The following is a 13011-nucleotide window of genomic DNA, read 5'->3' as shown; positions in this document are numbered from 1 at the left end:
GAGTGTCCCGCCGTAGAATCGGCTTCTGGTACCGCTTGGCAGCGGTCATCGCCAAACCGCCGTTGTTGGTTCTGTTCAAGCGGGACTGGCGGGGAATGGAACACATTCCGGCGGACGGCGGATTCATCACCGCTATCAACCACAACTCGTATCTCGACATGTTCTCCTACGGCCACTTCCAGTACAACACCGGACGTGTGCCCCGATTCCTCGCCAAGGCCGCGCTCTTCAAGGCGCCCGTCGTGGGGGTCCTGCTGCGAGGTACGCGCCAGATTCCCGTCTACCGCGAGTCCTCCAACGCCGTCGGCGCCTTCCGTGCCGCTGTCGACGCCGTCAACCGCGGCGAATGCGTCGCCTTCTACCCCGAGGGCACGCTCACCCGCGATCCGGGCATGTGGCCGATGACCGCGAAGACCGGAGTCGCGCGTGCGGCCCTGCTGACCAAGGCGCCGGTCATTCCGGTCGCCCAGTGGGGCGCCAACTTGGCGATGCCGCCGTATGCCAAGGAGAAGAAGGTCCGCCTCTTCCCGCGCAAGACGCTCAAGGTGCAGGCGGGTCCGCCGGTCGACCTCGACCGCTTCTACGGCAAGGACCCCACGCCCGAGGTGCTGAAGGAGGCGACCGAGGCGATCATGGCCGCGATCACCGGCCAGCTGGAGGAGCTGCGCGGCGAGAAGGCGCCCGAGAAGCCGTTCGATCTGCGCGAAGTTCTCGCGCACCAGCGCCGCAAGGCCGCCGAGGAGGGCACCAAGTGACCCGCGCCGCCACCAAGGCAGCAGTTTTCGGAACCGGCTCCTGGGGCACGGCGTTCGCCATGGTCCTCGCCGACGCGGGCTGCGAGGTGACCCTCTGGGGCCGTCGCGCCGAACCTGTCGACGCCATCAACACCACCCGCACCAATCCCGACTATCTGCCGGGAATTGAGCTTCCCGAGGCGGTACGGGCCACCACCGACCCCGCCGAGGCCGCGGCCGGCGCCGACTTCACCGTCCTCGCCATCCCCTCCCAGACCCTGCGCGGCAACCTCGCCTCCTGGGCGCCGGTGCTGGCGCCCGACACCGTCCTCGTCTCCCTGATGAAGGGAATCGAACTCGGCACCGCCAAGCGGATGAGCGAGGTCATCGAAGAGGTCGCCAAGGTCCCCGCCGAGCGCGTCGCCGTGGTCACGGGCCCCAACCTCGCCAAGGAGATCGCCCAGCGCCGGCCGGCCGCCGCCGTGGTCGCGTGCCGTGACGAAACGGTCGCCCAGCGGCTCCAGTCCGCCTGCCACACCCCGTACTTCCGCCCGTACACCAACACCGACGTGGTCGGCTGCGAACTCGGCGGCGCCGTCAAGAACGTCATCGGCCTCGCCGTCGGCATCGCCGACGGGATGGGTCTCGGCGACAACGCCAAGGGCTCGCTGATCACCCGGGGCCTGGCCGAGACCACCCGGCTCGGCCTCGCGATGGGCGCGGACCCGCTCACCTTCTCCGGGCTCGCCGGTCTCGGCGATCTGGTGGCCACCTGCTCGTCGCCGCTCTCCCGCAACCACACCTTCGGCACCAACCTCGGCAAGGGCATGACCCTGCAGGAGACGATCGCGGTCACCAAGCAGACCGCCGAGGGCGTCAAGTCCTGTGAATCGGTGCTCGATCTGGCGCGCAGGCACGGTGTCGACATGCCGATCACTGAAACGGTCGTCGGCATCGTCCACGAGGGCAAGCCGCCGGTGGTCGCCCTCAAGGAACTGATGAGCCGCAGCGCCAAGGCCGAGCGCCGCTGACGTGATTCCGGCCAGCGGGTAGTCTCATCGCGATATGAGCACCGAGAACCTGCCCCAGAGCCCTGAGCAGCCGCTCCGCAAACCACGCGTAGCCGTCGTCTTCGGGGGCCGCAGCTCCGAACACGGGATCTCCGTGGTCACCGCCGGCGCCGTGCTGCGTGCCATCGACCGTACGAAGTACGACGTACTGCCGATCGGCATCACTCAGGACGGCCGCTGGGCGCTCACGGCCGACGAGCCCGACCGGATGGCCATCGCCGACCGCAAGACGCCCAATGTCGAGCAGCTCGCCGAGTCGAGCGAGGGCGGCGTGATCCTCCCCGTCGACCCGGCCAACCGCGAAGTCGTCTACAGCGAACCCGGCGCCGTGCCCAAGGCGCTCGGCGAGGTCGACGTCGTCTTCCCCATGCTGCACGGCCCGTACGGCGAGGACGGCACCCTCCAGGGGCTCCTGGAGCTTTCCGGGGTGCCCTACGTCGGCTCCGGCGTACTGGCCTCGGCCGTCGGCCAGGACAAGGAGTACATGAAGCGCGTCTTCATCTCCTTCGGCCTGCCCGTCGGCCCGTACGAGGTGATCCGCCCCCGCGAGTGGCAGCTCGACCCGGCCGCCGCCCGTAAGAAGATCGTCGACTTCGCGGGCGAGCACGGCTGGCCGCTCTTCATCAAGCCCGCCCGGGCGGGCTCCTCGATCGGTATCACCAAGGTCGACGATCTCTCCGGCCTCGACGAGGCGATCGAGGAGGCACAGCGCCACGACCCCAAGATCCTCGTCGAGGCGCTGCTGCGCGGCCGCGAGATCGAGTGCGGGGTTCTGGAGTTCGAGGACGGCCCGCGGGCCAGCGTCCCGGCCGAGATCCCGCCGGTCTCGGCCCATGAGTTCTACGACTTCGAGGCCAAGTACATCGACTCGGCCGCCGGTCTGGTGCCCGCGCCGCTGACCGAGGAGCAGACCGCCGAGGTGCGCCGGCTCGCGGTCGCCGCCTTCGACGCCGCGTCCTGCGAGGGCCTGGTCCGGGCGGACTTCTTCCTCACCGAGGACGGCGAGTTCGTCATCAACGAGATCAACACGATGCCCGGCTTCACGCCGATCTCGATGTACCCGCGGATGTGGCAGGAGACCGGCGTCGGCTACTCCGAGCTGGTCGACCGGCTGATCCAGGCGGCGCTGCGCCGCCCGACCGGCCTTCGTTAAGGAACCTCGAGCCTGGCCGGCACCGTCTTCTTGACGGCGTCGGCCAGCTCGGCGAGCGGCGTGACGTCGTGTGCGTACCGTTTCTCCAACGTGACCTCGACATACGTCCTGCGGTACGTGGTAGTGAAGCGGGGCCCTTCGGCGTCCTGCTCCAGCATCCAGTTCACGCCGTCCGCCTCCACGGCCTTGGCCTGTGGATCGCTCATCCGCTCCGGCCGGGGGACGCCACAGCGCAGTACGATCGCGGCGTCGCCCCAGCCGGCGGTCAGTTCGGAAGCCGGTTCAGGGTCGTTGCGGTCCTGTCCGGCAACGGATTCCGGGAGCTCCTTGTGCAGCGCCCGGCACAGCGGGGCCTGATCCGGCGGCGGACTGGGAACCGTGATCGACGCCGCTGCGTCCGTGGAGGAGCAGCCTGCGACGGTCAGCAGCACCAGGGCGGCGACGGACAGACAGAAGGGCCGGCGACGGGAAGATGTCACCGGCCAAGCGTAGACGGGGGCTAGAGGTGCACGACCGGGCAGGTCAGGGTGCGGGTGATGCCGTCCACTTGCTGGACCTTGGCGACCACCATGCGACCGAGATCGTCGACTGTCTCGGCCTGGGCGCGCACAATCACGTCATAGGGACCTGTCACGTCCTCGGCTTGGATCACCCCAGGAATCTTTCCGATGGTCTCGGCGACGGTCGACGCCTTGCCCACCTCGGTCTGAATGAGGATGTACGCCTGTACCACGGAACCTCCAGGGCGGCCACGAGGATCATGTGGGGGGAAGGGACGCCACGGTATCGCGTCGCCGCGGGCCGAGGGGAGACCCGCGCGCCGGGTGACGCCCGCAGCGTGGCGTACGGACAGCAGAAGTTGACGTGTCTCTTGACGGTACCCACGGCGCAGACGGCTCGCGACCGGGGGCAAGCAGCACTGCCGGGCCATCCGGCAGGACGACGGAGAGGTGGGACTCGGTGAAGGGCACTGTGGGCGAGTTGGGGGAGTTCGGGCTCATCAGGGAGCTCACCTCCCGGCTCACCTCCACCCCCGCGGTCCGGCTGGGGCCCGGCGACGACGCCGCGGTCGTGGCCGCACCCGACCGCAGGGTCGTGGCGAGCACGGACGTCCTGCTCGAGGGACGCCACTTCCGCCGCGACTGGTCGACCGCCTACGACGTCGGCCGCAAGGCCGCCGCACAGAACTTGGCCGACATCGCCGCGATGGGCGCGGTGCCGACCGCGCTGCTGCTCGGCCTGGTCGTACCGGCCGAACTCCCGGTCACCTGGGCCACCGAGCTGATGGACGGAATCCGCGACGAGTGCCAGGTCGCCGGCGCAGCGGTGGTCGGTGGCGATGTCGTACGCGGAGACCTCATCACCCTTGCGATCACCGCGCTCGGCGATCTGCGCAACCACGAACCGGTCACCCGGGCCGGCGCCCAGCCCGGCGATGTCGTCGCGTACACCGGCTGGTTGGGCTGGTCGGCCGCCGGGCACGCGGTGCTCTCACGCGGCTTCCGCTCGCCACGCGCCTTCGTCGAGGCACACCGGCGGCCCGAGCCGCCCTACCACGCGGGCCCCGCGGCGGCCGGACTCGGCGCCACCGCCATGACCGACGTCAGCGACGGACTCGTCGCCGACCTCGGGCACATCGCGGAGGCCAGCAAGGTCCGTATCGATCTGCGTTCGGGCTCCATCGACATCCCCTCGCAGATGAACGACATCGGCCAGGCCGTCGGCGTCGACCCGCTGCAATGGGTGCTGACCGGGGGAGAGGACCACGCGATCGTCGCGACCTTCCCGCCGGACGCGAAGCTTCCGGCCCGCTGGAAGGTGATCGGCGAGGTGCTCAACCCCTCGGCGCTGCCGCAGGTGACCGTCGACGGCGCGCCCTGGCACAGCAAGGGCGGCTGGGACCACTTCGGGGAGGACGCGTGACCGCGCCGCCCCGCGCGTTGACCGTCGCCGGGTCCGACTCGGGCGGCGGGGCCGGAATCCAGGCCGACTTGAAGACGATGCTGGCGCTCGGGGTGCACGGCATGAGCGTGCTCACCGCCGTCACCGCGCAGAACTCACTGGGCGTGCAGGGCGCGTGGGAACTGCCGGTCGACGCGGTACGGGCCCAGTACCGCAGCGTCGTCGACGACATCGGCGTACAGGCCGTGAAGACCGGCATGCTGGCGTCCGCGCCGCTTCTCGAGACGGTCGCCGAGCTGCTGGCCGGGACAGCGGCTCCGGTGGTCGTGGACCCGGTGGGGGTCTCCAAGCACGGGGACCCGCTGCTGGCTCAGTCCGCGCTGGATTCGATGCGTACGAAGCTGCTCCCGCTGGCGACCGTGGCGACGCCCAACCTGGACGAGGTGGCGCAGCTGACGGGCGTACGGGTGGCGGCCGAGGCGGATCTGCGGCGGGCGGCGGACGCGCTGCTGGAGTACGGGCCGCGCTGGGCGCTGATCAAGGGCGGGCATCTCTCGGGCGCCGCCGTGGACCTGCTGACGGACGGCGCCGAGGAGCACTGGCTGCGTGCTCCCCGGCACGACAACCGGCACACGCACGGGACGGGCTGCACACTCGCCTCGGCGGTCGCGGCGGGTCTTGCGAAGGGTCTTGAGGTCCCCGTGGCCGTACGGGCGGCGAAGGAGTACGTCACGGGCGCGATCGCGGCGGGGTTCGCGCTGGGCGCGGGGATCGGCCCGGTGGATCACGGCTGGCGCTTTCGCTGAGCCCTGTGCGGGTACGGCACACGGGCCGGCTGCGGCCCCCAGCACAGCGAAAAGCCGGTCCACCGAGGTGGACCGGCTTTCAAGGCAACCGCAGGGGCTGCGCTACGACGAACCGTCGCGGTTAGCGCGAGACCTTGCCGGCCTTGATGCACGAGGTGCAGACGTTGAGCCGCTTCGGCGTCCGACCGACCACTGCACGCACACGCTGGATGTTCGGGTTCCAGCGACGGGACGTACGGCGGTGCGAGTGCGAAATGTTGTTGCCGAAGCCCGGCCCCTTGCCGCAGACGTCGCAGTTGGCAGCCACGGGTCACTCCAAAGACTTCAGATGCACTTACAGTGAAATCCGGCGTGCCGGAAATCAGTTGTCTGATCAGTGGCTTTGCCGGGGGAATGGCCCGACTTTCATCGGGCAACCGGAGCAGCATACAACGACTGCGTCCGAGATACGAAACTACCACGGCTTGCCCCGCCCCCGACCGGGCCAGTGCCCCCGGCAGGGGTCTACCCTGCGGTGCAACCCGCTGCCCACGGCCCGTGCCGGCCGACCGAGGAGGATCACCAGGTGCCAGAGAAGGAGGGGCGGCCCGCAGGGCCTCCCTTGACGGCGGCAGTGGGAGACGGGCGGGCCCTGGACGCCGCAGAGGTTCGCGCCTGGTGCTCACTGGCGCTGGAGGCACTGGGACGGGAGCGCGAGGAGATCGACGCGATCAACGTCTATCCGGTCGCGGACGGTGACACCGGCACGAATCTGTATCTGACCGTCGAATCCGCGGCCCAGGCCGTCGAGGCGGTCTTCGCCGCGCACGAGACCGGGTCGTCCGTGCCCGCGGCGGCCGATGTGGTGCGGGCGATGGCCCACGGGGCGCTGCTCGGCGCACGCGGGAACTCCGGGACGATCCTGGCGCAGCTGCTGCGGGGCATGGCGGAGCGGAGCGGTGAAGACGATCATCTGGCCGGTGCGCTGCGCCGGGCCTCGGCGCTGGCGCGCGAGGCGGTCGCCCATCCCGTCGAGGGCACGATCCTGAGCGTGGCGAGGGCGGCTGCGGAGGCGGCTGCGGAGGCCGCTCCGGGCTCGCTGGGCGATACGGCCCGTGCGGCGTACGAAGGGGCACGTGCCGCGCTGGACGCGACTCCCGGGCAGCTGGCTGTGCTCGGCCGGGCCGGGGTGGTCGACGCGGGCGGTCGCGGGCTGCTCGCGGTGCTGGGGGCGCTGGTCGAGGCGCTTTCGGGGGAGGCCCCGACGGCTCCGGCGCTCGCCCATGTGCGCCCTGCGGCTGCGGCGGCACTCGCGCAGCCATGTGCGGACGGAGGCCCGGCCTTCGAGGTGATCTACCTCCTGGAGGCGGACGACGCGGCGGTGGCCCGGCTGCGGACCCGGCTCGACGGGCTCGGCGACTCGCTCGTCGTCGTGGGCGGCGACGGCCTGTGGAACGTCCATGTGCACGTCGACGACGCGGGCGCGGCCGTGGAGGCGGGCGTCGAGGCGGGGCGGCCGTACCGGATCCGTATCACGCACTTCGAGACCGCCGCGGCTGAATCGCGGGAACAGGTGCAGCGGGCGGTCGTCGTGGTCGTCCCCGGGGACGGTGTGGCGGGCCTGTGCGCGGAGGCGGGCGCGACCACGGTGCTCGCGCGGCCGGGGGAGCCGCCGGCCAGCGGTGAGCTGATCGACGCGATCCGGCGCGCGCACGCCCGGGAGGTCGTCCTGCTGCCGAACTCGGCCGAGCTGCGGCACACCGCCGCGGCGGCCGCGGAACAGGCTCGCACGGAGGGGGTACGGGTCGCCCTCATCCCCACCCGCGCGGCGGTCCAGGGCATCGCGGCGCTCGCCGTCCACGAGCCTGACCGCCGCTTCGACGAGGACGTGGTCGCGATGACGGCGGCGGCGGGGGCGACCCGTTATGCGGAACTGGCCGTCGCGGAACGGCAGTCGTGGACGTCGGCGGGCGTGTGCCAGGCCGGTGACGTCCTCGGCCTGATCGACGGCGACGTGGCGGTGATCGGCGCGGACCTGCCGGGCACGGCGGAGGCGGTGCTGTCCAGGATGCTGTCGGCGGGCGGCGAGTTGGTGACCCTGATCCTGGGGGATGACGTCCCGGACGGCGACGCGGTGACGGCGCGGCTGGAGAGGTATGTGCGGGAGGGCTACCTGGCGGTGGACACGGTGGTGTACCGGGGCGGTCGGGGGGCGTCGCCGCTGCTGATCGGGGTGGAGTAGGGGGAGCGGCCGGCTGCGGTGCGGGGGCGTCCGGGGGCCTTCCCTCACCCCGAATTCGGGGCTTCGCCCCGCCCCCCGGGGGTGTGCGGGGCGCGAGCCCCGCACCTGCAAGCGCCTGCTTCGCGGCGCCACGCCTGCTTCGCGCGGCGGGAGGCTGCTACTGCCGGAGTGCGGGATGTCTCAGCGCCTATGTACGCCTGCTCCCGCCGGGTCGCGTGGCGTAGCACCGCGTCCCGAAGCCGGAGCTTCGGGGGTGTGGGGGCGTCAGCCCCCACAGAGCCTTTCCCCCGAGGCCCGGGGCGGAGCCCCGGTTTCGGGGACTGGCGGGGCAGGGCAACAAACCCCCTACGCGCGGCCCAGATACTCCAGCACCGCCTCCGCCTCCTTCCTGCGGTCCGGCGCCGCACCCTCCTCCACCGACTCGTAGCGCGCCAGCACTCCCCGCGCCCGGCCCTCCGCCGTGGCCGTGCGGCCCAGGTCCGCCTCCAGCCAGGCCGCCATCAGTTCCGACTTCGTGCGCAGGTCTGTGTAGTCCTCTCCCGCCTCCGCGAAGGCCGAGACGGCCTTGTCGGCGTACGACACCGCCTCCTCGTACGCCGCACGGGCCGTGCCGTCCGGGTCCTCGTCGCCCGGTTCGCCCTCGCAGGAGTCCGCGATCAGCTCTGCCGTCTGCCGGTACGTGTCGGCCAGCTCCGCGCGCAGGCGGTCGCGACCCTGAGGGTCCGACGGGATGGCCTGCTCGCACTCGTGCGCCGCCGCTGCCATCAGTTCGCGCGCAACCTCCGGCCCCGCCTGCCCCTCACGCACCGCGATCCACGCCCGCACCCGCAAGGTGCGCACCAGCGCGTGGACGTCGCCGAGCCCGCGCCAGAGCTCGCCGGCGCGCTGATAGGCGAGCTCCGCCTCGGAGTTGAGCTCGGCCCGGTACAGCGCCTGGCCCGCCAGATTCGCGAGCATCGCGTGGTCGCGCTGCTCCGGCCATCCTTGCGCGATGTCCGCGGCCTTCAGCCAGTGCCCGGCCGCCTCCCGCGGCTCGCCCAGCGAGGTCAGGCAGTCGCCCAGCCACCACAGGGTCTGCACGATCATGCCGTCGCCGTGGTCGTCCGCGGTCAGGTCGGGCAGTACGGCCTCCAGCACCGCCGCGCTCTCGTCCACCCGTTGGAGCTCCAGCAGGAACCCGCCGAGCTTGTGCCGTGCGTACGCCCCGATGCCGGTGCCCTCGCCCGCCTCGTCGGCCCAGTGCGCCGCCTCCAGGGCGTGCTCCGCAGCCTCCTCGGGCTTGCCCGCGTCGGCGAGGGTTTCGACGAGCTGGAGGTGGAGCCTGGCGCGGCCGCCGGGTTCAGGGAAGTGCGCCGCGTGCTCCAGCGCGGCCCGGGACGCGCGCTCCGCGGTCTCCAGGTCGCCCAGATGGCGGCTCACCCCGGCGAGCTGGGACTCGGGCTCGACCGCGTACCAGGGCCGGCCCGCCGCCACGTACTCCTCGGCGGAGCGGGCGTACAGATCCGCCGCTCCCTCCGCGCTGCCCCGGAACGCCGTGATGTTGCCGAGGAAGGACAGCGCCTCGGCGACGGCCGTCCTGACGCCGGGCTCCGTGCGGTGCGGCTCGGTGAAGGCGAGGAGCTCGCGCACGGCCTCCTCCAGCGCGGTGACCGCGGCTCCGGTGTCCTCGGCGTGCCGGATACTGTCGCTGAGGATGCGGACCCGGCACAGCAGGGCGTGGGCCGCCTGGCGCGCGGTGGCGGAGCCCTCGGCGTGCAGGGCGAGCGCCCGGGCGACCGGTCCGGCCACGGCCGCCGGCGCCTCGTCGAAGCGTTCGTCCAGGCAGATGGCGTACGCGGCCCTCGCCCCGGCGGCCGCGGCCTTCCCGGGTTCGCCCGCCGCCTCGTACCGATCGGCGGCTGAACGGAACAGCTGAGCGGCCTCCGCCGCCGGCACCCGCGGGTCCATCGCCCGGTGCTCGTCGATCTCGGCGCGGTCGCGCTCGCCGAGATCGCTGCTCTCGCGGTCGGCGACCCGCGCGACAGCCGCCCACGCGGGCAGCGCGTCCGGGTGCTGGGCCTCCGAGAGCCGGCGGGCCTCGGCCAGCAGGGAGGCGAGATCGGACGCCGCGGGGGCCTGAGCCACGGCCGCGGGGGGCTTCACCGTCGCAGGCCGGGCGGACCGTACACCCAGGGGCAGCCGGTCGAGCAGCGGTGCGCGGTCGATGCGTTCGCGGACGGTCGCCGTCGTATGCGTGTTGCCGTTGCGCTCGTCGAAGCGCGTGGCGAGCGCGAGAGCCTCCTCGCGCGCGTGCACGGCGAGTTCGCGTGCGCTCCAGGTGCGGCCGCCCGGACCCGGCAGGCTCTGCTCGCCATGGCCGAGCGCGGTCAGCCGGTCCGTGAGCAGCGCCGTGACGGCCAGGAAGTCCAGCAGACTGCTCGGCTCCCCGGTGTCCGTGAAGTACGCGGGACGCTCAGCGAGGATCTCGAGACCACGTGCCTCATTGCCGGTCAGCGCGCAGAACTCGACGTGCTGGGCGACGGCGCTGCGCATGCTCTCCTTGGGCCGTACGAGGCGGTAGCCACGCAGATGGTGCGCGCGGGCCTCCTCGGCGCGGCCCAGCCGCAGCAGCGGCAGCAGCGAGGACGAGAGCACCGCATGCGGCTCGTGGGCGCAGCTGAACTCGCCCTCCAGCACCGGCCGCCAGGTCTCCAGTGCGTCCGCCTCGGCACCACGGTCCGCCTGCCAGGAGCCCTGGTTGCGCAACTCGCAGGCCCGGCAGTCGCTCTTGTCGTCGCGGTCGGCGGCCTGCCAGGCGCCGTAGGCCCGCTCGGCCCGTTCCATGTCGCCGAGGTGGCGGGCGATACGGAGCTCGCCCTGGCGCACGGCACGTTCGGAGTGGCCGGCCACCCGATAACGGTGCTCCATCTCGGCCTGCCACTTCTCGATGGAGGCGAGCGGAATGTGCGGCTGGTCGATCATGCCGCTGGAGACCCACTTGAACTTCCAGAACAGACTGTGGATCTGCTGGCTGTCGAAGTCCTCGGGCTGCTGCTCCCACATGCGCAGCAGCCGCGCGAACGGGACGAACATCTTGTCCGGCTCGGAGCTGTAGTTGTAGACCTGCATCAGATGGTTCAGGCCGTCGATGAGCAGTTGGGTGTCGCCGTGCTGCTCGATCTCGGCGAAGAGACGCTCCGCGCGGGCGTTGCGCGCTGGCCCCTCCGGCTCCTGGTAGTTGTCCCACAGGGCCTGGCGCAGCGTCGTCGCGTCAAGGCTCATCGGCCGTTCTCCTGATCGTGGGTGGCCCATTCGAGCAGGCCGATGAAGGCCCGGTTGAGGAGCGCCGAGTCGGCGGGGCGCAGCGGGCGCTGGGCCATCAGCAGGGCCTGCCCGTAGAGCGCCTCCGTCGCCGTCCCGGCGAGTTCCTTGTCGTCGAGTGAACTGATCCTTCGGATCAGCGGGTTGAGGTGGTTCAGCACGAGGCGGGCTCGCGGCGCGCTGCCCCGCAGCGACCCGAGGATGCCCGCCCACAGGTCGTCCGCCTGTTCCTCGGCCTCCGCACGCGCCTGCTCGTGCCGAGCGGCGCGGTCGTCGAGATGCAGCGCGGGCACCGTCAGCGGGTGGAAGGCGCGCAGCGCCACATCGCAGCCGAGCGAGTCGAGCTTGGCGCGGGCAGCGGCCAGAAAGCCCGCAAGTGCGAGCTCCTCGGCCGGATCGACGGCGTCCAGATGCGCGGTGACGGTGTCGGCGTCGAGCTCGGCGACCACCGTGCCGGGACGGACCGAGGGCAGCAGCTCGACCAGCTCGGTGTCGTACGTGTAGCCGCCGTTGATCACCCCGATGCCCTGGGCCGACGCAATCGGGGCGACCTGCCGGTACTCCTCGACGGTGCGCGTGAAGTGCACGACGGGGTGCCGCAGCGCGAACTCCTCCAGCGAGAGCCGGCCGTCCGTCGTCTCGAACGGCAGCCATGGCAGCATCGTGCGCAGCATGTCGGTGTCGTGCCTGGCCAGCGACTTCACACCCAGGTGATGGACCGACAGGAACTGCGCGAGCCGCTCGGGATCGCCCGCGGCGAGACCCGTCAGCCACTCCCTGATCCGACCGCCGAGCGCCTCCCGGACGGCCGCGAGCGTCTCGTCCGCGTACAGCGACTCGCGCGACGCGGTGGGCCGCAGCGAGTCGGTGTCGATGACGCAGCGGACGAAGAAGGCCCAGTCGGGCAGGAGTTCATCGGCACGGTCGGTGAGCAGCATGCCCTTCAGATGCACGCGATGACCGGAGCGCTGAGCCGGGCTGACGGCGGACGGCAGGACATACGCCACCCCGCGCACCCCGGCGACCGGCAGACTGAGGTCGACCGAGTCGAGCGGGCTGAAGCCGAAGAGGTCGTGGCAGTGGCGCGCGAGCGCCACCCGGCGGGCCGACGGACCGGGATAGGGACGGTCCCAGGGCGCCGGCAGCTCGGTGACGGCCGCCTCGCCGACCCGTACGTCGTAGGGCAGCAGGGAACCGAAATCGCGGGCGAGCGCCAGCACCCGCTCCTCGGTCAGCCAGTCGCCGCTGCCGGGCCGGGCGGTCAGATGCACGGTCGTCCCCGGCTCGGGGCGCGCGCTGTCCGGCAGGGTCCGCACGGTGTACGAACCGTCGTCGCGCGCCGCCCACTCCACGGGTGGTGCGTCCGGCGTCCGGGCCGATCTGCTGACCACGCGGATCTCCGCGGCGACGACGAAACAGGCGAGCAGCCCGATGCCGAACTGCCCGAGGAACTCGGCCCGCGCCGACTCCAGACCGTCGCGCTTGGAGCTGCGGCCGATGGTGGCGAGCAGGCTGTGCACGTCCTTCTCGGTCAGGCCGATGCCGGAGTCCTCGACGCGCAGCCGGCCGTCGTCGGCGTACAGCCGTACCTGCGCGGGCGCGTCCGGCTGTTCGGCGCGCCGGGCCGTGATCGCGTCCACGGCGTTCTGCAGCAGCTCGCGCAGATAGACCTTGGGGCTCGAATAGAGGTGATGGGAGAGCAGATCCACCAGGCCGCGCAGGTCGACCTGGAAGGTGTGCGGTGTCTGATCAGCAGTCATCGTCACAGCGCCGGTGGGGGGACGGACGACGGCGCGGGGTCGGGCGATCCCGTGGGCGGTGATCG

At 71.9% G+C, this 13011-nt stretch carries 11 protein-coding genes; 6 read left to right on the top strand and 5 right to left on the bottom strand.

The window, feature by feature from the left end; genetic code table 11:
- The first annotated feature begins 2 nt into the window (after nucleotides 1-2).
- Genes OG729_RS11320 through OG729_RS11310 form a run of 3 tightly spaced genes read left to right on the top strand, consistent with a single transcriptional unit; the run spans nucleotide 3 to nucleotide 2957 of the window.
- Nucleotides 3-755 carry a lysophospholipid acyltransferase family protein gene (locus OG729_RS11320; RefSeq protein ID WP_360877542.1) on the top strand — a complete coding sequence of 251 codons (753 nt, stop codon included), beginning with the start codon at nucleotides 3-5 and terminating at the stop codon, nucleotides 753-755.
- Nucleotides 752-1765 carry an NAD(P)H-dependent glycerol-3-phosphate dehydrogenase gene (locus OG729_RS11315; RefSeq protein ID WP_360877539.1) on the top strand — a complete coding sequence of 338 codons (1014 nt, stop codon included), beginning with the start codon at nucleotides 752-754 and terminating at the stop codon, nucleotides 1763-1765. Before OG729_RS11320 ends, OG729_RS11315 begins: the two co-directional genes overlap by 4 nt.
- Nucleotides 1766-1799: 34 nt before the next feature.
- A complete protein-coding gene (locus tag OG729_RS11310; protein WP_360877536.1) occupies nucleotides 1800-2957 on the top strand; it encodes a D-alanine--D-alanine ligase family protein in 1158 nt (385 codons plus the stop codon).
- Here OG729_RS11310 and OG729_RS11305 read toward each other — a convergent pair.
- Both OG729_RS11305 and OG729_RS11300 read right to left on the bottom strand, forming a co-directional pair.
- On the bottom strand, nucleotides 2954-3436 hold the full coding sequence (locus tag OG729_RS11305) for a DUF3515 domain-containing protein (protein WP_405805824.1): 483 nt from the start codon (nucleotides 3434-3436) through the stop codon (nucleotides 2954-2956). The two genes, OG729_RS11310 and OG729_RS11305, sit on opposite strands and share 4 nt — an antisense overlap.
- A 20-nt stretch (nucleotides 3437-3456) precedes the next feature.
- Complete coding sequence (locus OG729_RS11300; RefSeq protein ID WP_108152814.1) at nucleotides 3457-3690, bottom strand: Lrp/AsnC family transcriptional regulator; 234 nt, start codon at nucleotides 3688-3690, stop codon at nucleotides 3457-3459.
- A 227-nt stretch (nucleotides 3691-3917) separates the two neighbouring features.
- Between OG729_RS11300 and OG729_RS11295 the strand changes: the two genes are divergently transcribed.
- Together OG729_RS11295 and thiD are read left to right on the top strand one after the other, a co-directional pair.
- Nucleotides 3918-4880 (top strand): thiamine-phosphate kinase, encoded by a 963-nt coding sequence (locus OG729_RS11295; protein ID WP_405805822.1) that lies wholly within the window; start codon nucleotides 3918-3920, stop codon nucleotides 4878-4880.
- On the top strand, nucleotides 4877-5665 hold the full coding sequence (gene thiD / locus OG729_RS11290; RefSeq protein ID WP_360877525.1) for a bifunctional hydroxymethylpyrimidine kinase/phosphomethylpyrimidine kinase: 789 nt from the start codon (nucleotides 4877-4879) through the stop codon (nucleotides 5663-5665). Before OG729_RS11295 ends, thiD begins: the two co-directional genes overlap by 4 nt.
- 121 nt (nucleotides 5666-5786) lie before the next feature.
- On the opposite strand, the gene rpmB is transcribed toward thiD, so the two are convergent.
- Nucleotides 5787-5972: a 50S ribosomal protein L28 gene (gene rpmB / locus OG729_RS11285; RefSeq protein ID WP_003957616.1), complete on the bottom strand. Its 186-nt coding sequence runs from the start codon at nucleotides 5970-5972 to the stop codon at nucleotides 5787-5789.
- Nucleotides 5973-6278: 306 nt separating this feature from the next.
- Between rpmB and OG729_RS11280 the strand changes: the two genes are divergently transcribed.
- Nucleotides 6279-7886 (top strand): DAK2 domain-containing protein, encoded by a 1608-nt coding sequence (locus OG729_RS11280; RefSeq protein WP_405811106.1) that lies wholly within the window; start codon nucleotides 6279-6281, stop codon nucleotides 7884-7886.
- A gap of 345 nt (nucleotides 7887-8231) precedes the next feature.
- Here OG729_RS11280 and OG729_RS11275 read toward each other — a convergent pair whose 3' ends face one another.
- A complete protein-coding gene (locus OG729_RS11275) occupies nucleotides 8232-11147 on the bottom strand; it encodes a tetratricopeptide repeat protein (protein WP_405805820.1) in 2916 nt (971 codons plus the stop codon).
- Nucleotides 11144-12946: an HSP90 family protein gene (locus OG729_RS11270; protein WP_405805819.1), complete on the bottom strand. Its 1803-nt coding sequence runs from the start codon at nucleotides 12944-12946 to the stop codon at nucleotides 11144-11146. Before OG729_RS11270 ends, OG729_RS11275 begins: the two co-directional genes overlap by 4 nt.
- Between the last annotated feature and the right edge of the window lie 65 nt (nucleotides 12947-13011).

The organism is Streptomyces sp. NBC_00210 (genome assembly GCF_045160975.1).
Lineage (GTDB): Bacteria > Actinomycetota > Actinomycetes > Streptomycetales > Streptomycetaceae > Streptomyces.
This window is presented reverse-complemented; position numbering and strand designations above follow the sequence as displayed.

Excerpts from the sequence above, each read along its gene's own strand:
- OG729_RS11310 (WP_360877536.1), top strand. The coding sequence starts at position 1,800 with ATGAGCACCGAGAACCTGCCCCAGAGCCCTGAGCAGCCGCTCCGCAAA.
- OG729_RS11275 (WP_405805820.1), bottom strand. The coding sequence starts at position 11,147 with ATGAGCCTTGACGCGACGACGCTGCGCCAGGCCCTGTGGGACAACTAC.
- OG729_RS11270 (WP_405805819.1), bottom strand. The coding sequence starts at position 12,946 with ATGACTGCTGATCAGACACCGCACACCTTCCAGGTCGACCTGCGCGGC.